12 protein-coding genes are annotated in these 26,159 nt (G+C 63.4%); 6 read left to right on the forward strand and 6 right to left on the reverse strand.

Annotation, left to right across the window (positions count from 1 at the left end):
• Positions 1 to 3: 3 nt before the first annotated feature.
• Complete coding sequence (locus BBG20_RS19390) at positions 4 to 963, forward strand: AAA family ATPase (RefSeq protein WP_065906063.1); 960 nt, start codon at positions 4 to 6, stop codon at positions 961 to 963.
• 70 nt (positions 964 to 1,033) lie between these two features.
• Positions 1,034 to 2,389, forward strand: a complete 1,356-nt coding sequence (locus tag BBG20_RS19395; RefSeq protein WP_065906065.1) for an MATE family efflux transporter — start codon at positions 1,034 to 1,036, stop codon at positions 2,387 to 2,389.
• 6 nt (positions 2,390 to 2,395) lie between these two features.
• Here BBG20_RS19395 and BBG20_RS19400 read toward each other — a convergent pair whose 3' ends face one another.
• Positions 2,396 to 2,971, reverse strand: coding sequence for a TetR/AcrR family transcriptional regulator (locus tag BBG20_RS19400; RefSeq protein ID WP_065906067.1), 576 nt, complete (start codon positions 2,969 to 2,971; stop codon positions 2,396 to 2,398).
• A 142-nt stretch (positions 2,972 to 3,113) separates the two neighbouring features.
• On the opposite strand from BBG20_RS19400, the gene BBG20_RS19405 reads away from it, so the two are divergent.
• The gene (locus BBG20_RS19405) at positions 3,114 to 4,301 is read left to right on the forward strand and encodes an MFS transporter (protein WP_065906069.1); all 1,188 of its coding nucleotides are present in this window, start codon (positions 3,114 to 3,116) and stop codon (positions 4,299 to 4,301) included.
• Positions 4,302 to 4,442: 141 nt separating this feature from the next.
• Entirely contained in the window at positions 4,443 to 5,426 is a 984-nt protein-coding gene (locus BBG20_RS19410) for a polyprenyl synthetase family protein (RefSeq protein ID WP_065906071.1), read from the forward strand.
• Between the two features lie 18 nt (positions 5,427 to 5,444).
• Here BBG20_RS19410 and BBG20_RS19415 read toward each other — a convergent pair whose 3' ends face one another.
• From BBG20_RS19415 to BBG20_RS19435, 5 genes are read right to left on the reverse strand one after another with little or no spacing between them, the layout of a single operon-like run.
• A complete protein-coding gene (locus BBG20_RS19415) occupies positions 5,445 to 6,413 on the reverse strand; it encodes a terpene synthase family protein (protein ID WP_065906073.1) in 969 nt (322 codons plus the stop codon).
• Between the two features lie 23 nt (positions 6,414 to 6,436).
• Positions 6,437 to 7,732 carry a flavodoxin-dependent (E)-4-hydroxy-3-methylbut-2-enyl-diphosphate synthase gene (gene ispG, locus BBG20_RS19420; RefSeq protein ID WP_065906075.1) on the reverse strand — a complete coding sequence of 432 codons (1,296 nt, stop codon included), beginning with the start codon at positions 7,730 to 7,732 and terminating at the stop codon, positions 6,437 to 6,439.
• A gap of 18 nt (positions 7,733 to 7,750) precedes the next feature.
• Entirely contained in the window at positions 7,751 to 8,680 is a 930-nt protein-coding gene (gene ispH, locus BBG20_RS19425; protein WP_065906076.1) for a 4-hydroxy-3-methylbut-2-enyl diphosphate reductase, read from the reverse strand.
• A gap of 2 nt (positions 8,681 to 8,682) precedes the next feature.
• The gene (gene dxs / locus BBG20_RS19430) at positions 8,683 to 10,503 is read right to left on the reverse strand and encodes a 1-deoxy-D-xylulose-5-phosphate synthase (protein ID WP_065906078.1); all 1,821 of its coding nucleotides are present in this window, start codon (positions 10,501 to 10,503) and stop codon (positions 8,683 to 8,685) included.
• A gap of 12 nt (positions 10,504 to 10,515) precedes the next feature.
• Positions 10,516 to 11,397, reverse strand: a complete 882-nt coding sequence (locus BBG20_RS19435; RefSeq protein ID WP_141697303.1) for a terpene synthase family protein — start codon at positions 11,395 to 11,397, stop codon at positions 10,516 to 10,518.
• A 284-nt stretch (positions 11,398 to 11,681) separates the two neighbouring features.
• On the opposite strand from BBG20_RS19435, the gene ispC reads away from it, so the two are divergent.
• Together ispC and BBG20_RS19445 are read left to right on the forward strand one after the other, a co-directional pair.
• The gene (ispC, locus tag BBG20_RS19440; RefSeq protein WP_065906081.1) at positions 11,682 to 12,863 is read left to right on the forward strand and encodes a 1-deoxy-D-xylulose-5-phosphate reductoisomerase; all 1,182 of its coding nucleotides are present in this window, start codon (positions 11,682 to 11,684) and stop codon (positions 12,861 to 12,863) included.
• 118 nt (positions 12,864 to 12,981) lie between these two features.
• Positions 12,982 to 26,159: non-ribosomal peptide synthase/polyketide synthase (locus BBG20_RS19445; protein WP_065906083.1), on the forward strand; the 13,178-nt coding region annotated here is incomplete at its 3' end.

Genomic DNA, 26,159 nt, shown 5'->3' on the forward strand with positions numbered 1-26,159 from the left:
GGCATGCGTTTTACCTTCGAACCGGCCCAGGTCATGGCGTTGCTGCGCAGCCGGATCGTCGGCCAGCAGGCGGCGCTGGCCCAGGTGGAAAGCTTGCTCAAGGTGGTCAAGGCCGACATCGGCGAGCGTGACCGGCCGCTCAGCGTCAACCTGTTCATGGGGCCGACCGGGGTCGGCAAGACCGAAATCGTGCGCCTGCTGGCCCAGGCGCTGCACGGGCGCGCCGACGGTTTTTGCCGCATCGACATGCACACCCTGGCCCAGGAGCATTACGCCGCCGCGCTGACTGGCGCACCGCCGGGCTATGTGGGCAGCAAGGAAGGCATCAGCCTGTTCAACAGTGAATTGATCCAGGGCACCTACAGTCGACCCGGTATCGTACTGTTCGACGAATTGGAAAAGGCCAGCCAGGAAGTCGTGCGCAGCCTGCTCGGCATTCTCGAAAACGGCCAGCTGACCCTGGCCGGTGGCACGCGCACCCTGGACTTTCGCAACAGCCTGATCTTCATGACCAGCAACATCGGCGCGCAACAGGCGCGCCGGCACCGCCAGCGCTTTGCCCAGGGCTGGCGGCGGGTGCTGCGGGTGTTTGCGCGTGGCGAGGCGGCGGTGCTCGAAGAGGCACTGCACGGGCATTTCGAGCCGGAGTTTCTCAATCGCATCGACCGCATCCTGGTGTTCGAGCCCATCGACGCCCAGTGGTTGGAGGCTTTGCTGGACGTGGAGTTGAACAAACTCAATCAACGCCTCGCGGCGCAGCAGCGCTCATTGAGCGTGGATGCGCAGGCGCGGGCGTGGTTGTGTCGCGAGCATGATGTGCGTTTTGGCGCGCGGGCATTGGCGCGCAGGCTGCGTGTCGAATTGGAGCCGGCGATTGCCGAGTGTGTATTGCGCGGCGAAGCCCGGCACCTGCATGCGACGCTTCACCAGGGTTGCCTGGTGGTTGCGTGCAGCGGCGGATAAACCACGGGAAGCTGGGATCCAATTACGGTATAACCCTCGGACGCTTTCGCTTTTCGAGGCCCCGTTTTTCATGCAAAGCCCCATGCAACGCCCGCTGTGGCAGGTCTACCTGATCTTTCTGGCACCGATGGTGCTGTCCAACTTCCTGCAGAGTTTTTCCGGCACGCTCAATGGTATCTATGTCGGGCAAATGCTCGGCACCCAGGCGCTGGCGGCGGTGTCGGGGATGTTCCCCATCGTGTTCTTCTTCATTGCCCTGGTGATTGGCCTGGGGGCGGGCGCCTCCGTATTGATCGGCCAGGCCTGGGGCGCCCAGGAAACCGGCATGGTCAAGGCGATCACCGGTGCCACCCTGACGCTGGGCGCGTTGGTGGGGCTGGTCGCGGCGGTGCTTGGCAGCCTGTTTACCCGCCCGGCGCTGCAAGCCTTGGGCACCCCGGTGGATGTGCTCGACGACGCGGTGGGCTACGCCCAGATGATGATGTTGATCATGCCGCTGTTGCTGGTGTTCATCCTTTACACCCAGTTGTTGCGCGGCGTCAGCGACACGATCTCGCCGTTGTTGGCGCTGATGGTCTCGACCCTGGTCGGCCTGCTGCTGACCCCGGCGCTGATTCGCGGCTGGATCGGCCTGCCGCCCCTCGGCATCCAGAGTGCGGTGTACGCCGGCCTGGTGGGCAACGCCGCGGCGATGCTGTTCCTGATCCTGCGCCTGCGGCATAAACATCACGTGATGGCGCCGGACCGTGAACTGCTGGCGGCCTTGCGCCTGGACCGTGCGATTTTGGCCAAGGTCCTGCGCATCGGCCTGCCTACCGGCCTGCAGATGGTGGTGTTATCGCTGTCGGAGTTGGTCATTCTTGCCCTGGTCAACAGCCATGGTTCGCAGGCGACGGCGGCCTATGGCGCGGTGACGCAAATCGTCAACTACGTGCAGTTCCCGGCGCTGTCGATTGCCATCACTGCCTCGATCCTCGGTGCCCAGGCGATTGGCGCCGGTCGCCTGGAGCGTATCGGGCCGATCTTGCGCACCGGGCTGCTGATCAACACCTGCCTCACCGGTGGCCTGATTGTGCTGGGGTATGTCCTGTCGCACTGGTTGCTCGGCTTGTTCATCACCGACGACGCGGCGCGGGTCAACGCCGAACACCTGCTGCACATCATGTTGTGGAGCATCCTGGTATTCGGTTTCCAGGCGGTGATCGGCGGGATCATGCGCGCCAGCGGCGTGGTGCTGATGCCGGTGGTCATCTCGATTTTCTGCGTGCTGTGCGTCGAGTTGCCGATGGCCTACCTGCTCAACGCGCACTTCGGGCTGGAAGGCGTGTGGATGGCGTTTCCAGTGACCTACCTGGCGATGCTGGGCTTGCAGACCGCGTATTACCGGTTGGTGTGGCGGCATAAGCAGATCAAGCGGCTGGTCTAGCGCGGTTTATTGCTTCAAGCCGCGCAACAGCAGTTCCAGGCTCTGCAGGCCTTCTTCAAGGCGTTCGCCCGGGTGTGCATCCCGGGCGATCCACAGCGCGGTGTTGACCAGGCTGCCATTGATCAACTGCGCAAGCGCGGCGCTCGGTGCCTGCGGGATCACACCGTTGTGCATCAAGGCATCGAGCCGTTGACGCAGGGATTCCACACAGTGCTGCTGGGAGCCGGTGTCACCCAATACGGCCGGCGCATCCTGCAGTACGATGCGCTGGATCTCCGCGTCCTGGGCCATGCGCAAATACGCGCGGCAGCGTTCGCAAAAGCCCGACCAGGGGTCCGAAGCTTCGTCACTGAGGCGCTGCAAGTGGGCGTCCATCTCGCCGTCGAGCTGGGCTACGACCGCCGCCAACAGGCCTTTTTTATCGCCAAAGTGGTGATACAACGCCCCGCGCGTCAGGCCCGCGCGGGCGGTAAAGTCGTCCATCGAGGTATTCGCGTAGCCTTGGGTGGCGAAGGCCAGGCGCGCGCTGGCGATCAGCCGGGCGCGGGTGTCTTCGATTATTTCAGCACGGGCTCGGCTCATGGATTGGGCTCGCAATCGGCAAGTGAAGGATTGACATACGCTGCGTATGTTACGCATGCTTTGTCACATACGCACCGTATGTATTTTGCCTTGATCATTGCAGATAGCAAGTTGCAGGGCATTCAGGAAGAGGTAGAGCAGGATGGCAAACCCCTACGCCGAGTTGTTCCAGGTCCCCGGCGCCCGGGCTTTTGTACTCGCGGGCATGTTGGCGCGCATGCCGGTGTCAATGGCGGGCATCGGCCTGATCACCATGCTCTCGCAGGTGCACGGCGGCTACGGCCTGGCCGGTTCGGTGGCGGCGGTATTTGCCCTGGCGACGGCGTTTTGCGCGCCGCAGGTGTCGCGCCTGGTCGACCGCTACAGCCAGGGTCGGGTGCTGCCGATCGCCGCGTTGATCGGTGGCGGGGCGTTGCTGCTGTTGTTGCTGTGCACCCGCTTGCAGGCGCCGAACTGGACGCTGTTCGTGTTCGCGGCCCTGGCCGGCTGCATGCCGAATATGTCGGCGATGGTGCGGGCACGCTGGACCGAGTTGTACCGCGGCCAGCCCCAGTTGCAAACCGCGTTTGCCCTGGAGTCGGTGCTTGACGAGGTGTGCTTTATCATCGGCCCGCCGATTTCGGTGGGCCTCAGTGTGGTGCTGTTCCCGGAAGCCGGGCCGTTGGTCGCGGCGCTCTTGCTGGCCGTAGGCGTCACCACGTTCGTGCTGCAGCGCGAGACCGAACCGCCGGTACACGAACACCACGATCATCACGGCCGTTGGCTGATCGCGTCGCCTTCGGTATTGATCCTGATGATCCTGCTGCTGGCCATGGGCGTGATTGTCGGCGTGGTCGATGTGGTCAGCGTGGCCTTTGCCCAACAGCAGGGCCAGCCGGCGGCGGCGAGTATCGTGCTGTCGGTGTATGCCATCGGCTCGTGCCTGGCCGGGCTGGCGTTCGGTACCCTCAAGCTCAAGGCGCCGTTGCCCCGCCAGTTCCTGTACTGCGGCGTAGCCACGGCGCTGACCACCTTGCCGTTGCTGCTGGTGACCAACATCCCCGGCCTTGCCGTGGCAATCTTCATCTCCGGTCTGTTCTTCGCCCCGACGCTGATTGTGTCCATGGCGCTGGTAGAACAAATCGTCCCCCCCAGCCGCCTCACCGAAGGCATGACCTGGCTGATCACCGGCCTGAGCATCGGCGTGGCCATCGGCGCCGCCAGTTCCGGCTGGATGATCGACCACTCCGGCGCGGCCAGTGGGTTCTGGGTGGCACTGGCGGCGGGGGCGGTGGTGCTGGGCTCCGCGGTGTTGGGGTTTCGGCGGCTAGACGTTCACGCAATTCGATAAGACGTGGATAACGGCCCGCATCAATCAATAAAACGGTGAGTGCTCAACGTTACCCATCCATTGTTTGTCGACTATTCTCAGTGGATAGGAAGTAGTAACCGACAGGAAGCGCGGTTAAACGTTTTTAAGTGAGGATGAGTGATGAAACAGCTTCCTGAGAGTACTGAGTCTTTCGCGAGTCAACTTTATTCCGAAACCCGAACGGCGTGGAAACGTCCCTTTGATTACCAGGAAAACCAGCCGGGCAAGAAAGTTCGCATTGAAATGACCGAGGCATTGGCAGAGTTATATGGGGTCAGTGGCGATATTGTCGCTATCGTATGGACGGTGGCGGAAAACTTTAATGACTCCTGCCTGATGCATGACGATATTATCGATGAGGATGAGGTCAGAAGAGGGGCTCCTGCGGCGTGGGTAAAGTATGGCATCCCGGTTGCGCTGATCTCGGGCATGTACGGATACCTGGCAGGCCTGCAGGCTTTGGCGGGAACCCGTAATGTCGATCTGGTCCGCGTTGGCCTTGAAAGTCTGGAACGGATGCATATCGGCCAATGCCTGGACGTGAAAATCAATTCAGGCAAACGCTTGCCGACGCGGGAGGAATACCGGCTTATTTCCGAAGCCAATACCGGCTGTTTGTTTTTATTGATCCTGGATGCATTCCAGGTTCTGCAGCCCCTGCCGATGGCCGTGTATCAGCCACTGCGCTCGCTGTTGTTGACGCTGTCGCTGTATTACCGATTCCAAAACGACTACTGCGACATGAACCATATACCCTGGTTCGAAAAAAAAGGCTTTGCGCCGGATCTCGACAGTGGCCCCAAATCCTATCTGATGCTGCTGGCGGGCAAGACCCTGGCCAAACGCATTCGTTCTGACGAAGAAAAGCGCGAAATCATCCGTGCCTATGGTCAGCAGGGGGTATTTGACCAGGCGTTGCAGGAGATGGACGACACGTTCAAGAAAATGCTGAGCGATATGGACGAGGTGGACAATCAAATCGCGCGTTATCAAGCCGCGCAGGGCGAAACCTTGGGGCAGGCCCGCCGGTTCAAGGCATTGTTGCAGCGCCTTGAATTCAAGCAAGACCTCAAGGACAACTATTATCTGACCCTGGTTGCGTAGGGCGATGGCCATCGACTCTCATACCTGATAGCGGCCGCTGCGTTGATGCCATTCCCGACTCCCTGCCATCCACGCCTTGAGCCCGCGCAAAAAACGCTTCAGCGCGGGCGAGGCGTCTTTGAGCAGCTTGTACTCTTGAGCCTCGTAGGTTCGCACGAGGTCATCATGGATCATCGCGGCCATGCACATGGCGTCCTGAAGAGAGCAGTGGTGCTCGTCCGCCAACAAGGTCGGCAGATTGAACGCTTCGCCGGTTGCTTGTTCCCTGGCCGTTGAATACAGGTCGTTGACCAGAGTCGCCGCGCAAGACACCAAGGTGATGATTTGGCGCACCGGTGCGCTGGCATAGATATTGGCGTTCAATTCATAGCCCGCCACCACATCTATCAGTGCCGTGAACGGCATAAAGCTGTTGCCCTGGCGCTGCACGAGATACTCCCAGGTAAGCGTGGGTACCTGTGCGGTGCGCCACGTGGCTTCAGCATTCATCGCCACGAACAGGACTGCCAGTTCATACCGGACACGGGCTGCCTGGGAGGGGCTCGCCAGTGACACCAGATGAACCATGCAATCTTGCAGCGCTCGCGTGACGGCGTCCGACGCCAGGGCGTGTGCCAGCGTCGCACTGTAGGGGGCAGTCAAGCGGACAGGCTCTACTGCCGCCAGGGCCAATAACAGGCGCGGCCCCAGCGGCTGCGGGACGGTGCCGCTCAATTCGTCGTAACAGTACTGATCGTCCAGCGAGATCAGCGCGGCGAAGGCTTGGGCGACCAGCAGTAATCGCTCGGGGGCGTCCGTATCGGGATGGCAAAGCATGGCGAAGCGTCCGAAACCGGTTGCGTGGACCTTTGCCGTCTGGCCTGTAAAAACACCCATCCGGTCTATCCAGGGCAGCAGCAAGTCGTCGACCTGTCGCGCGAGCTGTTCATCGACGCGTGTGGGCTCAGGGCAATGCAGCTTCGGGACGATCAGGGGCGAGTCCGGCATTGCGGTGTCCTCAGGTTCAGGGTTTACGGAAGGGTCAGGCACTGTACCTGTGCCGGATCGCCGTCTATCAGCGCGCTGAGCGTGAGCTGCGCCTCTGGTTGGTGGCCGTAGCGTGCCGCGACGTAGGCGTCCAGCAGGCGGATAAAGTCTTCGGCGATGGTCTGTCCTTTGAGTGTCATCACCCGTTTGCCGTCCATATACACGGGCGCCGAAGGATGCTCTCCGGCGCCGGGTAATGAGATGCCGATGTCCGCCAACTGGCTTTCCCCGGGACCGTTCACCACACAGCCCATGACCGCGACCTGCATTTGCTCGACGCCGGGGTAGCTTGCGCGCCAGTGCGGCGTTTGCTCCCTCAGGAAGCCTTCGATTCGCTGCGCCAGTGTCTGGAAGAACACGCTGGTGGTACGCCCGCAGCCCGGGCACGCCACCACCTGCGGAGTAAAGGCGCGCAAGCCCATGGTTTGCAGGATCTGCTGGGCCACCTGGACTTCTTTGGCGCGCTCGCCGCCGGGATCCGGGGTGAGGGAAATTCGCAGGGTGTCGCCGATGCCTTCCTGCAGCAGCACGGCCAGGGCAGCCGTTGACGCGACGATGCCTTTGGAACCCATCCCGGCTTCGGTCAGCCCCAGGTGCAGGGGGAAATCGCAGCGCGCTGCCAGGTTGCGGTAAACCGCTATCAGGTCCTGCACATAGCTGACCTTGGCCGATAACACGATATGGTCCGTCGGTAACCCGACCTCGATGGCCCGTTGGGCATTGTCCAGCGCCGAGACCACCAGCGCCTCGCGCATCACCGCATCGGCCGCCAGTGGCGCGGGGAGGACAGCATTGGCATCCATCATGCGCGCCAGCAGGTCAGGGTCGAGGCTGCCCCAGTTGACCCCGATGCGCACCGGTTTGTTGTAGCGACAGGCGACCTCGATCATCTGGCAGAACTGTTCATCGCGTCGTGCGCCCTTGCCGACATTGCCGGGGTTGATCCGGTATTTGGCCAGCGCCTGGGCACATTCGGGGTAAGTGGCGAGCAGGCGATGGCCATTGAAATGAAAGTCGCCCACCAAGGGCACGTCGATCATGCGTCGGTCCAGTCGTTCGCGGATGTTCGCCACCTGTGCGGCGGCTTCGTGGCTGTTGACGGTGATACGTACGAGTTCCGCGCCGGCCCGCGCCAGGCTCTCCACTTGGGTCGCCGTCGCCTCGGCGTCGGCAGTATCCGTATTGGTCATGGCTTGGATCACAATCGGCGCGTCGCCGCCCAGGCGCACAGTCCCGACGTGTACCTGGCGCGTGACGCGCCGCGCAATGGGGGTGTTCATGGCGCAGGCTCCTTTGGCTTATTGCCGGGCAATCAACCCGAGGGGCGGTTGAAACTGCACACGTTCCTCGCGGCCCGCCAGCGTCTGAATGTGCAGCGGGGCGATTCGTGCCAGGGCTGCAATAACGTCCTGTACCGAAGCCTCTGGCGTTGACGCGCCGGCGCTGATTCCGACGGTCATGTGTGGCGTAAACCAGCGAATATCCACTTCACTGCCGTCGGCCACCAGGTAGCTGGGCGTACCACTGTCGCTGGCCAGTTTGCGCAAGGTCACGGCGTTTGCGCTGTTGGCGCTGCCCACCACCAGCAACCTATCTACCTGGGTACACAGCTCACGCACCGCCTGCTGTCGGTTCTGTACGGCATAGCAGATGTCGCGGCTGGAGGGACCGATAATGTGAGGATAGCGCTGCGTCAGGGCTGCGATCACGTGACGGGTGTCATCGACACTCAAGGTGGTTTGGGTGAGATAGGCCAGGGGAGTGTCGGTCGCAAACGTCAGGGCCTGGACCTGTTCAACGGTCTGGATCAGCGTGATCGGTGTATCAACCTGGCCCAGGATGCCGATGACTTCCGGGTGCCCGGGCTCGCCGATGAGGATCAGTTGATGGCCTTTCGCGGCGTAATGGCGCCCATGGTGATGGACTTTGCTCACCAACGGGCAAGTCGCGTCGAGCACACGAAGGTGACGGTCTGAAGCCTGGTCTTCCACTTCACGCGTCACCCCGTGTGCGCTGAAAATGGTCACGGCGCCGAGCGGCACCTGGTCCAGTTCGTCGACAAAGATTGCACCCTGATCGCGCAGTGTCTGTACCACATGGCGGTTATGCACGATTTCATGACGCACGTAGACCGGTACGCCGAATTGCGCCAAGGCTTGCTCGACCGTGTCGATGGCCCGCACGACGCCGGCACAGAAACCCCTTGATTGAGCCAGGATGATGTTCATGTTTACGCACTCGCCTGGTAGGCCGTGGCCGCGCTGGGGGATGGGCAGCCCAGTTGTCGCTCGTCGGCGAATTGGTGGATTGAACGGACGATGCCCGCAGCGTCGAGGCCGCATTGGCTCAGTAGCTGCTCGGGCGTGCCGTGTTCGACAAATTGGTCGGGCAAGCCCAGTTGCAGCAGCGCAGGGTGCAGATTTTGGCTGGCCAGGTATTCCAGGCAGGCCGAGCCTGCACCGCCCATGATGCAGCCTTCTTCAACCGTCACCAACCAGTCATGTTCAAGTGCAAGCGTCTGGATCAGGTGGCGATCCAGGGGTTTGATAAAGCGCATGTTCGCCACTGTGACGTCGAGCAGTTCTGCGGCTTCCATCGCCCTTTGCGTCATTGAGCCGAAAGCCAGGATGGCGACGCGTGTCCCGCAGGGTTGCCTGCAGACGCGGCGGATCTCGCCTTTACCCACTGCGAGTTCGGTCAGCTCGGATGAAGGAACGATACCGCTGCCCGAGCCTCGTGGATAACGCACCGCGCACGGACCTGGCTGCTGTATGGCGGTGTGCAGCATCTGCCGACATTCCTGCTCGTCAGCCGGCGCCATTACGATGAGATGAGGGATGCAGCGCAAATAGGCGATATCGAAGGCGCCCATGTGGGTCGCCCCATCGGCCCCGACAATTCCGGCGCGGTCGATGGCGAATACCACTGGCAGTTGCTGCAGGGCAATGTCATGGATCAGTTGGTCGTAACCGCGTTGCAGGAAGGTCGAGTAGATGGCCACCACCGGCTTCATGCCTCCGGCTGCGAGGCCGGCAGCAAAGGTCAGGGCGTGCTGCTCGGCGATCCCGACATCGAAATAACGCTCGGCAAACCGCTGCTCGAACGCGACGAGTCCAGAGCCTTCGCGCATGGCTGGCGTGATCGCAATCACCCGTGGGTCGCGCTCGGCTTCGTCCGCCAGCCATTGCCCGAACACCTGGGTATAAGTGAGCGCACCGGCAGGGGCGGCGCGAATACCTTCGATAGGATCAAATTTGCCCGGCCCGTGGTACAGCACCGGGTTGGCGGCGGCGGGTGAGTAGCCGTGGCCTTTTTCGGTGACGATATGCAGCAGCTGCGGCCCGCGTCGGTCCTTGACGATATTCAGTGCCCGCACCAACTCACCCAGGTCATGCCCGTCGATTGGCCCGCTGTAGGCCAGGCCCATCGCCTTGAACAGGCTGGCATCGCGACTGACCTGGTGTGACGTCAAGGCACCCAGATGCTCACGTAACATACCCACCGAGGGAGAGATCGACATGTCGTTGTCGTTGAGAATCACCAGGAACGGCAAGTCGCCGTACAGGCCCGCATTGTTCAGCGCCTCGAAGGCCATGCCGCCGCTGAGTGCACCGTCGCCGATCACTGCGATGCAGTGGCGTCGCTGTGCCAGGTTGCGAGCGGCCAATGCCATGCCCAGGGCGGCCGAGATCGAAGTACTCGAGTGCGCGGTGCCGAAACAGTCATAGGTCGACTCACAGCGGCGCGGAAATCCCGAAATGCCGCCTAGCTGGCGAATTCCGCCCATCTCCTCGCGGCGCCCGGTGAGAATCTTGTGTGCATAGGCCTGGTGGCCGACGTCCCAGATGATGCGGTCATGTGGCGTGTTGAACACATAGTGCAGGGCGATGGTCAGTTCGACGGTGCCAAGGTTGGCTGAAAGATGGCCGCCCGTCGTGCTTACGCTGTGCAGGATGAACGCCCGCAGTTCGTCCGCTAATGGCCCCAAGGCAGCGGAATGTAAAGTGCGCAGGCGGGCCGGGCTGTCGAGGGAGCCGAGGAGTTCGAACATAATGGAGCCCCGCTATAAGTTGCTGACGTTTACGAGGGGCGGAGGATGGTGTTCAAAATCCACCGCATAGTGTTCCCACGCATTGTTGGTCAATGTCGTCAAGTAACGCGCGGTATCATCTTGCATCCAGAGTTGATGGCCCACGATCCAGGTTTGCAGGTCCCTTATATAGGCGTCCAACGGTGCGCTATTGCGTTGGGAGAGTAACGTGCACAGGGCGCTGAAGTGGGCAAACTCATTGCGCATTCGATCGGACACACGCGAGATCGCCTCTTGCAATGTGCAACCTTGGCTGGCATAGGCGATAACGATATTTTCATAACGTCCTCGTTGTTCCAGTTCGTCACCCAGGCTGTACCTAACATTACTCCAACTAATGATGTTGTTGGCATGGGCGGTCAGTTGCTGCACGGCGGGCGAATAGCGATCGCGATCGCGATCGCGAAGCTGTAGATCGGCACAAATGCCTGATAACTCAAAGCTTGGAATAAGGCCGATACGGTAGCGGCGCAGCGTTTCATAGTGCGAAACACTCAGCGGCAACGCATGTAAATACCCAACTAACAACAAGGCGGTACTGCCATACATCATGCGGATGCCATGGGAAAAATGCTGCAGGCGCTTGACCCCAAGGAACTGTTTGAATTGGCGGCAGAGGTCGCGCCAGGCAGGCTCGGCAAAAAACGTGGTAGTGCTCGCCGCCGCCTGTTCCAGGACATCAAAGATCGCAGCCACGGCAGCGAGCGTTTGCGGGGCAGGCGGATGTGGCTGATCAAATACTACGTCGTCAACCCAGCCGGTCACAGGCTGGTCCAATAACCGCGCATAGGGTGAGCAGCGGGCTGGCCACGGCCAGTGGAAAATAGGGATCTGCAGTCGTCTCGGCGCGTTCATGGCAAGATTCCATCAGGTCTATGCCATTGGACAAGTACGACGGACCAAACAGCTTGGCAGCAGTAAAGAGTGCGAGAGATTAATGTATGAGTTTTACGCTGGCGTGCAACCTATATGAATAGTTTTATTTGGAATGGCCAAGCTAGAGAAAAATCATATTCGCGCTATTTATAAGTAAATGCTTGGCATTTTATCGCCAGTCAATATGGACGCATGACGAATAAGTACATTTTCAGTTGCTACGCTTGTTTCCATCAGGTTTTTGCGAAGAGGATACCGTCATCATGAGGCAGCGCCTGCTCGTTCTCGGTTCTACCGGGTCGGTCGGCGACAGTGTTCTGGATGTAGTCGCGCGTCACCCCGAGGCATTCAAGGTACAAGGTCTTACGGCGCATAGGCGCATCGAAAAATTGTACCGACAGTGCCTGCAATTTCGGCCCGCGATAGCGGTGGTCAGCGAACCGCAGCACGCCATCGAACTGCAGGCTCATTTGTTGGCGGCCAATGTGCCCACGGAAGTGCTGTGTGGTGAGGACGCGCTGTGTGCCGCAGCTCGGGAATCTACCTGTGAGACGGTCGTCGCGGCCATTGTCGGAGGCGCGGGTTTATTGCCGACCTTGAGCGCCGCGCGGGCGGGCAAGAAAATCCTCCTGGCCAACAAGGAAGCTTTGGTCATGTCGGGCGCCCTGTTTATCGAAACGGCTGCCAGCGCCGGGGCCACCGTGATTCCGTTGGACAGTGAGCACAATGCGATCTTTCAATGCCTGCAGGGTTGCCAGGGAGCATTTGACGGCGTTGACCGCTTGATACTCACGGCTTCCGGCGGGCCATTCAGGGATCGGCCGGTCGATAGCTTGCACGAAGTGACCCCCGACCAGGCCTGCGCCCATCCTAACTGGTCCATGGGGCGCAAGATTTCCGTGGATTGCGCGACCATGATGAACAAGGGCCTGGAGATCATTGAGGCCCATTGGTTGTTCAACCTGCCTGCCGATCGCATTGAAGCCTTGATTCATCCACAAAGCGTGGTGCATTCCATGGTGGTCTTTCGCGATCAATCAGTGATGGCGCAACTCGGCAACCCCGACATGCGAATGCCGGTCGCGCATGCCCTGGCCTACCCGCTGCGGATCGAGTCTGGCGTCCTGCCTCTGGACTTGACCAAGGTTGGCGGGCTGACATTCGAACACCCAGACGTGCAACGCTTTCCCTGTCTTGGCCTGGCCTTGCAAGCCTTGGCTGCAGGCACTCAGGCCAGTGCCGCGCTGAACGCGGCGAATGAAGTGGCGGTCGAGGCATTTTTAGGAAAACGGATACGCTACACGCATATTCCGTCAGTCATCGAGCAGACCTTGCAGCGTATAGAGCTGCCGGGAGGCTGTAGCCTGGACGATATTCTTGCGTTGGATCAACAGGCACGCCGGTTGGCACGTGAGGCGGTGCACCTGCGCCGCCTCAATACCTAGAGGCCCGGTCAGCCCACCGGGTCGCCTCCCATCCCCTCGCTAATTTTTCCCTCTGCGGTTCGTTTTATAGGGACGACGTGCCTTTGTGCTTCCTGCCTATTGCTCCGGACTCCAAGAAATGAATGCTGAAGACTCCTTGAAACTTGCTCGCCGGTTTATCGGGTTGCCCCTGGAAAAACGCCAGCTATTCCTGCAGGCACTGCAGAAAGAAGGAGTGGATTTTTCGCGGTTTCCGATTCCGGCCGGGGTCGAGGTAGAGGATCGCGATGCGCTGTCCTACGCGCAGCAACGCATGTGGTTCCTGTGGCAATTGGACCCGGCCAGCGGCGCCTACAACCTGCCGGGCGCGGTGCGGCTCAAGGGTGCGTTGAACCTGGACGCGATGCAGCAGGCGTTTGCCAGCCTGGTCGCGCGCCATGAAACCCTGCGCACGGTGTTCCAGCGCCAGGCCGATGAGCGCCTGTTGCAGGTGGCGGTGCAGCCGTCACTGGCCATCGAACAGCTGGACCTGAGCACGCTGGCCGTCGTCGAACGCGAGCAGGCCGTCAATGAGGCGGCGACCCGCCAGTCGCTGCTGCCGTTCGACCTGGAGCACGGCCCGCTGCTGCGTGTGCAGTTGCTCAAGCTTGATGCGCAGGAACACGTGCTGCTGCTGACCCTGCACCACATCGTCTCCGACGGCTGGTCGATGAACGTGCTGATCGACGAGTTCATCCGCTGCTACGACGCCCATGAGCGCAACGAGGTGCCGCAACTGCCGGCACTGCCGATCCAGTACAGCGACTATGCCCTGTGGCAACGCCGCTGGCTGGAAGCCGGGGAGCAGGCCCGCCAGCTGGAGTACTGGCAGGCGCGCCTGGGCGATGAGCACCCGGTGCTGGAACTGCCGACCGACCACGCCCGCCCGGCCATGCCCAGCTACCAGGGCACGCGGCATAACTTCGCGATTGACCCGGCGCTCGCCGCGCAGTTGCGCAGTTGTGCGCAAAAACACAACGTCACCTTGTTCATGTTGTTGCTCGGCGCGTTCAATGTGCTCCTGCATCGCTACACCGGTCAGGGTGATATCCGCGTCGGCGTGCCGATTGCCAACCGTAACCGCACCGAAGTCGAAGGGCTGATCGGCTTCTTCGTCAACACCCAGGTCCTGCGCACCGAACTCACCGGGCAAACCCGCGTCACCGAGCTGCTGCAAGGCATCAAGGAGCATGCCCTGGGCGCCCAGGCGCATCAGGAGTTGCCTTTCGAACGCCTGGTGGAAGCCCTCAAGATCGAGCGCAGCCTGAGCCATACCCCTTTGTTTCAGGTGATGTACAACCACCAGCCGGTGGTGGCCGACATCGCCTCGGTCAGCACCGCCTCCGGCCTGGAACTGGCCTTGGTGGAGTGGCAGGGGCGCACCACCCAGTTCGACCTGACCCTCGACACCTATGAAAAGTCCGGCACCCTGCATGCCGCCTTGACCTACGCCAACGACCTGTTCGACGCGCCGTCCATCGAGCGCATGGCCCGCCACTGGACCCGCCTGTTGCAGGCGATGGTCACCGATGGCGAGCAGCGCATCGGCGAATTGCCGATGCTGGCTGCCGATGAGCAACAGGTCCTGGTGCACGCCTGGAATAACACCGCCGCAACCTACCCGACCGAGCGCGGCATCCATCAGCTGATCGAAGACCAGGTGCAGGCCACCCCCGACGCACCGGCGCTGGTGTTCGGTACGACCACGCTGACCTACGCCGAACTCGACGCCCGCGCCAACCGGCTCGCGCATGCTTTGCGCGAGCAGGGCGTCGGCCCCGATGTGTTGGTGGGGATCTGCGTCGAGCGTTCGATCGAGATGGTGGTCGGCCTGCTGGCGATTCTCAAGGCCGGCGGCGCCTACGTGCCGCTCGACCCCGAATACCCGCAGGAACGCCTGGCCTACATGATCGAAGACAGCGGCATTCAGCTGCTTCTCAGCCAGCAGCGCCTGCTGGCATCGCTGCCCGCCGCCGGTATCCGCGTGATTGCCCTGGACCAACCTGCGCTGTGGCTCGACGGCTACAGCAGCGAATCGCCAGGCGTGGCCATCCACGCCTTGAACCTGGCCTACGTGATCTACACCTCCGGTTCCACCGGCAGGCCCAAGGGAGCCGGCAACAGCCATCGCGCGCTGGTCAACCGCCTGGGCTGGATGCAGCAGGCCTACGGGCTGGAGGCCACTGATGCGGTGCTGCAGAAAACCCCGTTCAGCTTTGACGTGTCGGTCTGGGAATTTTTCTGGCCGCTGATGACCGGTGCGCGCCTGGTGGTGGCGGCCCCGGGTGAGCACCGCGAGCCCGCACGCTTGATCGAGACCATCGGCCGGCACGCGATCACCACCTTGCACTTCGTGCCGTCGATGCTCCAGGCATTCATCCATGAACCGGGCGTGCAGGCCTGCACCGGCCTCAAACGCATCGTCTGCAGCGGTGAAGCCTTACCGCTGGACGCACAGGTCCAGGTGTTCGCCAAGCTGCCGCATGCCGGGCTGTTCAACCTGTATGGCCCCACCGAAGCGGCCATCGACGTGACCCACTGGACCTGCGTCGACGAAGGTGCCGACAGCGTGCCCATCGGCCGCCCGATTGCCAACCTCGGCACCTACGTACTCGACGCCCAGCTCAACCCGGTCCCTGCCGGTGTGTGCGGCGAGTTGTACCTGGGCGGCACCGGGCTGGCGCGCAGTTATCACCGGCGTCCGGCGTTGACCGCCGAGCGTTTTGTGCCGAGTCCATTTGGCGATGGCGCACGCCTGTACCGCACCGGCGACCGCGTGCGTCAACGGGCCGACGGCGTGATTGAATACCTCGGTCGCCTCGACCATCAGGTCAAGCTGCGCGGCCTGCGCATCGAGCTGGGTGAAATCGAGACACGCCTGCTGCAACACCCTGGCGTGCGTGAGGCCGTCGTGCTGGTGCAGGGCGGCAAGCAACTGGTGGCTTACCTGGTGCTGGAAGGCGAGGCGCCCAGCGACCTCAAGGCCTGGCTGCTCGGCAGTCTGCCGGAGTACATGGTGCCGACGCATATGGTCTACCTGGCCCAGTTGCCGGTGACCGCCAACGGCAAGCTGGACCGCAAGGCGCTGCCGGTGCCGGATGCTGCCGCGCAGCAGGCTTATGTCGCCCCGGAAAACCCTGTGCAGCAAGCCCTGGCTGCCGTCTGGAGCGATGTGCTCGGGGTCGAGCATGTCGGTCTGGATGACAACTTTTTCGAGCTGGGTGGCGATTCGATCATCTCCATCCAGGTGGTCAGCCGAGCGCGCCAGGCCGGGATTCGTCTCAGCCCGCGCGACCTGTTCCAGTACCAGAGCGTGCGCAGCCTGGCGCTGGTGGCGAGCGTCGAGCACGCGACGGTCATCGACCAGGGGCCCGTCAGTGGCGAGGTAATCCTCACGCCCGTGCAGCACAGCTTTTTCGAGCAGGCGATCCCGGCGCGCCAGCATTGGAACCAGTCGCTGCTGCTGACCCCGCGCGAAACCCTGGAGCCGGCGCGCGTTGAGGCGGCGTTGACCCAGGTGATCAACCATCACGATGCGCTGCGCCTGCGCTTTGTGCAGCAGGCCGATGGCTGGCAGCAAGCCCATGCCGCGCCGATCACCGACCCGGCGCTGTGGCGATCCCGCGCTGGCGATGAAACCGAACTGGCTGCCCTCTGTGACGAGGCCCAACGCAGCCTCGACCTTGAACACGGCCCGCTGCTGCGCGCCGTGCTGGTCAGCATGGGCGACGGCACCCAGCGCCTGCTGCTGGTGATCCATCACCTGGTAGTGGACGGCGTGTCCTGGCGCATCCTGCTGGAAGACCTGCAACACGCCTATGGCGCCGCGCCGCTGCCGGCCAAGACCAGCGCCTACCAAGTGTGGGGGCAGCAGTTGCAGGCCCATGCACAGACCCTCGATCACCAGCTGTCTTACTGGCAGGCACAGACCTCGGACGCCGACTTGCCCTGCGACAACCCGCAGGGCGGCCTGCAAAACCGCGTGGGCAGCAAACTCGAAATCCGCCTCAGTGCCGAACAGACGCGCCAACTCCTGCAGGACGCCCCGGCGGCCTATCGCACCCAGGTCAACGATCTGCTGCTGACAACATTGGCGCGGGTGATCAGCCGTTGGAGCAAGCAGCCCGCTGCGCTGATCCAGCTCGAAGGGCATGGCCGTGAAGACCTCTTCGACAGCGTCGACCTGAGCCGCACCGTCGGCTGGTTCACCAGCCTGTTCCCGGTGCGCCTGCAGGCGGGTGGTGAGTTGTCGAGTGCAATCAAATCGGTCAAGGAGCAACTGCGTGCGGTGCCGGATAAAGGCATTGGCTACGGCCTGTTGCGCTACCTGGGCACGCCTGCTGCGCGCGACGCCTTGTCGGCACTCGCCGTGCCGCGCATCACCTTCAACTACCTCGGCCAGTTCGACCGCCAGTTCAATGAGTCGGCGCTGTTGGTGCCGGCGCCCGAGGGCAGCGGCCAGGCCCAGGACCCTGAAGCACCATTGGCCAACTGGCTGACCGTGGAAGGGCAGGTGTATGGCGGGGAGCTGTCGCTGCAATGGGGCTTCAGCCGCGAGATGTTCGAAGTGGCCACTGTCCAGCGCCTGGCGGAGGATTTCCAGCAGGAACTGCTGGCGCTGATCGCGCATTGCGTCGATCCGAAACAGGGCGGCCTGACACCGGCCGATGTGGGCCTGGCGCAGCTGACCCAGGCGCAACTCGACGCGTTGGCACTGCCTGCGCGTGCGGTTCAGGACCTGTACCCGTTGTCGCCGATGCAACAGGGCATGCTGTTTCACAGCCTCTATCAACAGGGCGAAGACGATGTCTACGTCAGCCAGTTGCGCGCCGACGTGCAGGGGCTCGATGTGGCGCAATTCCAGCGCGCCTGGGCGCAGGTGCTGGCACGACACGACATGCTGCGCACCGGCTTTGTCTGGCAGGACGACCAGGGCCAGGCGCTGCAGGTGGTGTATCGCCAGGTCGACATGCCGTTCGCCGAGTACGACTGGCGCGAGCGCCAGGACCTCGCCACGGCGCTGGATGAATTGGCCGCCGATCACCATCGCCAGGGCTTCGAGTTGGCGCGTCCGCCGTTGCTGCGCGTGGCATTGGTGCGCAGCGCCGAGGACCGTTGGCACTTGATCTACACCAGCCATCACATCCTGATGGATGGCTGGAGCAACGCCCTGGTGCTCAACGAAGTGCTGCAAGCCTGCAAGGGCCAGGCACTGCCGCCGGTGGGCGCGGCGTTTTCCCAGCATATCGCCTGGCTGCAACAACAGGACCCGGCCATCGGCGAGGCCTTCTGGCGCGAACGCCTGGCGCAGCTCGACGAACCTACGCACCTGGCGCGCAGCGTGGCCAAGACCGCAGCACCCCACGGCAGTGAATACGCTGAAATCCTCTGTGAACTGGATGAGGCCCAGACCCGGCGCCTGGCTGATTTCGCGCGTGCCCACCAAGTGACCCTCAACACCCTGGTGCAGTCGGCGTGGCTGTTGCTGCTGCAACGCTACACCGGTCAATCCAGCGTCGCCTGCGGTGTCACGGTATCCGGGCGTCCGGCGCAGTTGGCGAATGTCGAGCAGCAAGTCGGCCTGTTCATCAATACCTTGCCGCTGATCGCAGCGGCCAATCCGGCGCAATCCGTCAGCGACTGGGTGCGAACGGTCCAGGCGCTCAACCTGGAAATGCGCGAGCACGAGCACACGCCGCTGTTCGATATCCAGCGCTGGGCCGGGTTGGCCGGCGAAGCGCTGTTCGACACCCTGGTGGTGTTCGAGAACTTCCCCGTCGCCAAGAGCCTGGAGCAAGCGGGCGAGGGCGGCCTGCGTTTCAGTCACGTGCGTCATCAGGAACGCACCAACTACCCGCTGACCCTCACCGTGCACGGGGGGCAGCGTTTGAGCCTGCACCTGGAGTACCTGTGCGCGGACCTTGCCACCGACGCCGTGCAACACATCGCGGCGTATCTGCAAGGGCTGTTGCAGCAGTTTGTCGATGCGCCCGGGCAGGCGCTGGGCGCGATCCCGCTGCTGTTGGCCGCTGAACACCAGCGCGTACTCACCGAGTGGAACCCGCCTCACGCGGCCCAACCGGCCCAGGCGAGCGTGTTGCAGCGCTTTGAACAGCAGGCGGCGACTCAGCCGCATGCCATCGCGCTGATCCTTGATCAACAGCGCATGAGCTATGCCGAGCTGAATGCGCGCGCCAACCGCCTGGCCCATCGCCTGGTGGAACTGGGCGTGACCGCCGACACCCTGGTGGGGGTAGCGGTGGACCGCTCCCTGGACATGATCGTCGGCCTGCTGGCGGTGCTCAAGGCGGGCGGTGCCTATGTGCCGCTGGACCCCAAGTATCCGGCCGAGCGCCTGCAATGCATGATCGAGGACAGCGGCCTGCAGTTGCTGCTGACCCAACAACCGCTGCTGGACCAATTGCCGATCACAGCCAGCCTGAGCCTGGTCTGCCTGGAAGACCGGCACGATTGGTTGAGCGACTACAGCGCGCAAAACCTGTTGCCACGGGCACAGCCGGCGAACCTTGCCTACGTGATGTTCACCTCTGGCTCCACGGGCCGGCCGAAAGGCGTGGGCATCGACCTGGCGTCCCTGGCGCGGCATGTGGAGGTGTTCAGCGAACTGTTTGCGCTGCAGCCGCATGACCGTGTGCTGCAGTTCGGCACCTTCAACTTCGACGGTTTCGTCGAGCAGCTGTACCCGGCGCTGTGCTGCGGCGCAGCGGTAGTGGTACGCGGTGGCGACCTGTGGGACAGCGACACCTTCTACCAACAACTGCTCGACCACGATATCTCCGTGGTCGACCTGACCACCGCCTACTGGCTGCTGTTGGTGCGTGATTTTGCCGATCGTGGCCCTCGCGACTACGGCCGTCTGCGCCAACTGCACATCGGTGGCGAAGCCATGCCGCCGGAAGGCCTCAGCGCCTGGCGCGAAGCCGGCCTGCAGCCTGTACGCCTGCTCAACACCTACGGCCCGACCGAGGCCACGGTGACCGCCACGGCACTGGACTGTGCCGCCTACGTCGATGGCCGCGAAGCCCTGCCATCGATGATGCCGATCGGGCGGGTGCTCGATGGCCGCGCCATTTACCTGCTGGACGCCAACCTCAACCCGGTGCCGGTGGGTGTCGCGGGCGAACTGGTGATCGGTGGGCCATTGCTGGCGCGCGGTTACTTCAACCGTCCCGACCTGACGGCGCATCGCTTCATTCCCGATCCGTTCTGCACCGACGGTGGCGGGCGCCTGTACCGCACCGGGGACCTGGCGCGCTATCGCGCCGACGGCATGATCGAGTACGTGGGCCGTATCGACCACCAGGTCAAGGTGCGCGGTTTCCGTATCGAATTGAACGAAATCGAAGCGCGCCTGCTGGCCCAACCCAGCGTGCGCGAAGCATTGGTGGTTGCCGCCGATAACCAGTTGGTGGGCTACATCGTCGCCAGCCACGCACTGGAGGAGGCCCAGCAAGCCGAGTTGCTCACTCAGCTCAAGGCCACGCTGCGCGCGGAGCTGCCGGACTACATGGTGCCGGCGCACCTGCTGTTGCTCGCGCACCTGCCGCTGAGCCCCAACGGCAAGCTGGACCGCGCCGCGCTGCCCAAGCCGGATGCCAACCAGGCGCGGGTCGATTGGTTGGCACCGGTTACCGAGGTGCAGCAACAGGTCGCGGCGATCTGGGCCCAGGTGCTGGGCGCCGAGCGGGTAGGGCTCAACGATCACTTCTTCGAGAGGGGTGGGCACTCGTTGCTCGCCACACAGATGGTGTCCCGCGTGCGGCATGGCCTGGGCATCGAGGTGACACTCAAGAGCGTGTTCGAGCAGCCGGTGCTGGCAGATTTCGTCGCGGCACTGGGCACCCGTGCTGCCACGGCGCCCGCGATGCTGGCGGTCGGGCGTGAGCAGCCGCTGGCGCTGTCCTTCGCCCAGGAGCGCCAATGGTTCCTCTGGCAACTGGACCCGTGCAGCGCTGCCTACCACGTGCCCGCCGCCTTGCACTTGCGCGGTCGACTGGACAGTGCCGCGCTGGAAAACGCCTTCCAGGCGCTGGTGCAACGTCATGAGCCGTTGCGCACCACGTTTGTGGAGAGGGGCGAGCACACCTGGCAGGTGATTCACCCCGACCTGGCGATTGTCATCGAGCGCCAGCGCGTCGAGGCGCCGGATATCGAACACGCCGTGGCGCAGGAAATCCAGCGCCCGTTCGACCTGGTCAACGGCCCGCTGATGCGCGTCGCACTGCTGCAGATCGACACCGAGCACCATGTGCTGGTCATCACCCAGCACCACATCATCTCCGATGGCTGGTCGATGCAAGTGATGGTCGACGAACTGGTCGCGCTGTATCAGGACCACGCCCGGTTGCCGGCCCTGGCGCTGCAGTACGCCGACTATGCCGTGTGGCAGCGCGACTGGATGGCGGGCGGGGAAACCCAGCGTCAACTCGATTACTGGTGCACGCACCTGGGTACCGAGCATCCGCTGCTGGAATTGCCCCTGGACCACCCGCGCCCAGCGGTGCAAAGCCACCGCGGTGCGCGCCAGCAGATCCAGCTCGACACCCACCTGGTCGCCGAACTGAAGGCACTCGCCCAGCGTCAGGACGTGACCCTGTTCATGTTGCTGCTCGCCTCGTTCCAGACCCTGCTGCACCGCTACAGCGGCCAGTCCGAGATCCGTGTCGGCGTGCCGATTGCCAACCGCAACCGCCTTGAAACCGAACGCCTGATCGGATTTTTCGTCAACACCCAGGTGCTCAAGGCCGACCTGCACGGGCAGATGCGCTTTGACCAGTTGCTGGCCCAGGTCAAGCAACGCGCCCTGGACGCCCAGGCCCATCAGGACTTGCCGTTCGAACAACTGGTGGAAGCCCTGCAGCCGGAGCGCAGCCTCAGCCACAACCCGCTGTTCCAGGTGATGTTCAACCATCAGGACAACCTGCGCCAAGGTGCGGTGCAACTGCCCGGCCTGGACCTGCAACCGGTGGACTGGGCCGGCCACACCACTCAGTTCGACCTCAACCTGGAGACTGAAGAGTCCGCCGACGGCCTGTGGGCCTCCCTGACTTACGCCACCGACCTGTTCGACGCCGCGACCCTGCAGCGCATGGCCGGTCACTGGCAGAACCTGCTGCACGCCGTGGTACGCGATGCCGCTCAGGCCCTGGATGAGCTGGCGATGCTCAGTGTGCCGCAATCCCGGCAACTGCTCGAAACGTGGAACCACACCGCCGTCGAATTTGCGCGCGAGCGCTGTGTGCAGCAATTGTTCGAAGCGCAGGCGCTGGCGCATCCGCAGGCCATCGCGCTGCATTTCAACGACCAAGCCCTGAGCTACGCCGCGCTCAATCGCCGCGCCAACCGCCTGGCTCATCGCCTGATCGCGGCGGGTGTCGGCCCGGACGTGTTGGTTGCCGTGCATGTGGAGCGCTCCCTGGACATGGTGGTCGGCCTGTTGGCGACCCTCAAGGCCGGTGGCGCCTATGTGCCGCTCGACCCACAGTTCCCGGCGGATCGCCTGGCCTTCATGCTTGAGGACAGCCGCGCACGGGTGCTGCTGACCCAGTCGCACCTGATCGGGCGCCTGGCGCAACCGCAGGGCCTGCAGGTGCTGCTGGTCGACGATGTCGATGCCGACGACCACAACCCGCAGGTCAGCGTCACGCCGGAACACTTGGCGTACGTGATCTACACCTCCGGTTCCACCGGCAAACCCAAGGGAGTGATGGTGCGGCACCAGGCGCTGTGCAGCTTTACCTGCGGCATGGCTACGACGTTGGACATGGGTGCGCAGGCGCGGGTGCTGTCGCTGACCACGTTCTCGTTCGACATCTTCGCCCTGGAGCTGTACGTACCACTGACGATCGGTGCCACAGTGCTGTTGAGCGATCAGGCGATGGCCCTCGACCCGGAGGCCATTCTCGACCTGGCGCACAGCCAGTCCGCCAACGTGCTGCAAGCCACGCCGTCGACCTGGCGCATGCTGCTGGAAAGCCCGCGTGCCGATCAGTTGCGCGGCATCAAGGCCCTGTGCGGCGGCGAAGCCCTGCCGGCCGATCTGGCCCAACGCATGCTCGACCTGCAAGGTCCGGTGTGGAACCTGTATGGCCCCACCGAAACCACGATCTGGTCGGCGGCCCATCGTTTGTCGCAGGCGCAGCCTTTTGTCGGGCGTCCCATCGCCAATACCACCTTGTTCATCCTCAACGCCGGGCTCACGCCATGCCCGTTGGGTGCATCCGGCGAACTGCTGATCGGCGGTGTCGGCCTGGCACGCGGTTACCACGCGCGGCCAGCGCTGACGGCCGAGCGCTTCGTGCCCAACCCCTACGGTGCACCGGGCGAACGCCTGTACCGTACCGGCGACCTGGCGCGCTACCGTGACGACGGCGTGGTCGAATACATCGGCCGGGTCGACCACCAGGTCAAGGTGCGCGGTTTCCGTATCGAACTCGGCGAAATCGAAGCCTGCCTGCGCGAGCAGCCTGGCGTGCGCGAAGCCGTGGTGCTGGCCGACGACGACCGCTTGATCGCTTACCTGGTCAGCTCGGCGGCGCAGGCCCCGCAGGCGTACCAAGCCGCCTTGCGCGAGCGCCTGCCGGACTACATGGTGCCGGCACACCTGATGTTCCTCGACAGCCTGCCCCTGACCCCCAACGGCAAGCTCGACCGCAAGGCGTTGCCGAAGGTCGATGCCAGCCTGTGGCGCAAAGGCCATGTGGCCCCGGTCTCCGAGCGCGAAAAACAGGTCGCGGCGATCTGGGCCGACGTGCTGGATGTGCCACAGGTCGGCCTCGACGACCACTTCTTCGAGCTGGGCGGGCACTCGCTGCTGGCCACGCGGGTGGTGTCGCGGGTCCGCCAGGCGCTGGCGCTGGAAGTCCCGCTCAAGTGCCTGTTCGAACACCCCTTGCTGGGCGACTTTGTCGCGTCCCTGGGCGAAGAGCGCGTGGCTGCGCCGGCGTTGCTCAAGGCCGGTCGCGACCAACCGCTGCCGCTGTCCTATGCCCAGGAGCGTCAATGGTTCCTCTGGCAACTGGACCCGCACAGCGCCGCGTACCATATCCCCAGCGCCTTGCGGTTGAAGGGCACGCTGGACCAGGCGGCACTGCAACGCAGTTTCGACACCTTGCTCGCCCGCCATGAAAGCCTGCGCACCCATCTGCGTCAGGACGCGGCGGCCACGGTGCAGGTCATCGAAGACTCGGGCCTGATCGACATCGAGCTGGCCGACACCGATGAAGCCGGGCTCAAGGCGCAGGTCGCCGCCGAGGTCGCACAGCCGTTCGACCTGCTGCGCGGGCCGTTGCTGCGGGTCAAACTGTTGCGCCTGGCCACGGACGACCACGTGCTGGTGCTGGTGCAGCACCATATCGTCTCCGATGGCTGGTCGATGCAACTGATGGTCGAAGAGCTGGTGCAGCTCTACGCGGCCTTCAGCCAGGGGCAGACGCCGGACCTGCCGGCGTTGCCGATCCAGTACGCCGACTACGCCGTGTGGCAGCGCCACTGGATGGAGGCCGGAGAAAATACGCGTCAGCTGGCGTACTGGCAAGGTTTGCTGGGCGGCGTGCAGCCGGTGCTGGAATTACCGTTCGACTACCAGCGCCCGGCCGTGCAAAGCCATCGCGGGGCGCGCCTGGGGATTGAGCTGCCGGCCGCGCTGCTGGGCGGTTTGCGCAACCTGGCGCGCGACGCCGGGGTGACCTTGCCGATGGTGTTGCTGGCGTCCTACCAGGCCTTGCTGCACCGCTACAGTGGCCAGGAAGATGTGCGCGTCGGCGTGCCGATTGCCAACCGCAACCGTTTGGAAACCGAAGGGCTGATCGGCTTCTTCGTCAACACCCAGGTGCTCAAGGCCGACATCCATGGGCAAATGAGCGTCGAGCAGTTGTTGCAGCAGGCGCGTCAGCGTTCCCTTGAGGCCCAGGCCCATCAGGACCTGCCGTTCGAGCAATTGGTGGAGGCGCTGCAACCGGAGCGCAGCATGAGCCTGAGCCCGTTGTTCCAGGTGCTCTTCAACCACCGTGTGACCTCTGCCGGCCTGCATCTGCAGGGCTTGACCGACCTCGACGTCGAAGTACTCGGTTGGGATGAAGGCGTGGCCCAGTTCGACCTGGCGCTGGACGTAGAAGAAAGCCAGGCCGCGCTGCGTGCGTCCCTGAGTTACGCCACCGACCTGTTCGCCCCGGCAACCATCGAACGCATGGCTGGCCACTGGCAGAACCTGTTGCAGGCGATGGTTGCCGATCAGCAGCAGACTGTAGGCCAACTCAACCTGCTGGGTGCGGATGAGCAACGGCACATCCTGCAGCTGTGGGACCAGACCGACGCCAGCTTCTCGGCCCAGCGCCTGGTGCACGAGTTGGTTGCCGACCGTGCGCGGGAAAATCCTGCGGCGGTGGCGGTCAAGTTCGATGCACAAACCCTGAGCTATGGCGAGCTGGATCGCCAGGCCAACCGCCTCGCTCATGCGCTGATCGCCCGTGGTGTCGGCCCGGAAGTGCGCGTGGCCATCGCCATGCCGCGCAGTGCCGAGATCATGGTGGCGTTCCTTGCGGTGATGAAAGCCGGCGGCGTGTATGTGCCGCTGGATATCGAATACCCCCGCGACCGCCTGCTGTACATGATGCAGGACAGCCGCGCGCAACTGCTGCTCACCGACAGCCGAGCGTTGCAGCAACTGCCGATCCCGGCAGGATTGACCAGCCTGGCGATTGATCGCACTGAGGAGTGGGCGGGGTTCAGCGACACGGCACCCGATGTGAAGCTGGACGGCGACAACCTCGCCTACGTGATCTACACCTCCGGCTCCACCGGCATGCCCAAGGGCGTGGCGGTGTCCCACGGCCCGTTGGTGGCGCACATCATCGCCACCGGCGAGCGTTATGAAACCTCGCCGGCCGATTGCGAATTGCACTTCATGTCGTTCGCCTTCGACGGCTCCCACGAAGGCTGGATGCACCCGTTGATCAACGGCGCGAGCGTGCTGATCCGCGATGACAGCCTGTGGCTGCCCGAGTACACCTACGAACAGATGCACCGTCACAACGTGACCATGGCCGTGTTCCCGCCGGTGTACCTGCAACAGCTGGCCGAACATGCCGAGCGCGACGGTAATCCTCCGAAAGTCCGTGTGTACTGCTTCGGCGGTGACGCCGTGGCGCAGGCGAGCTATGACCTAGCCTGGCGCGCACTCAAGCCGACCTACCTGTTCAACGGCTACGGCCCGACGGAAACGGTGGTTACGCCACTGCTGTGGAAAGCACGCAAGGG

The organism is Pseudomonas aylmerensis (assembly GCF_001702265.1).
Lineage (GTDB): Bacteria > Pseudomonadota > Gammaproteobacteria > Pseudomonadales > Pseudomonadaceae > Aquipseudomonas > Aquipseudomonas aylmerensis.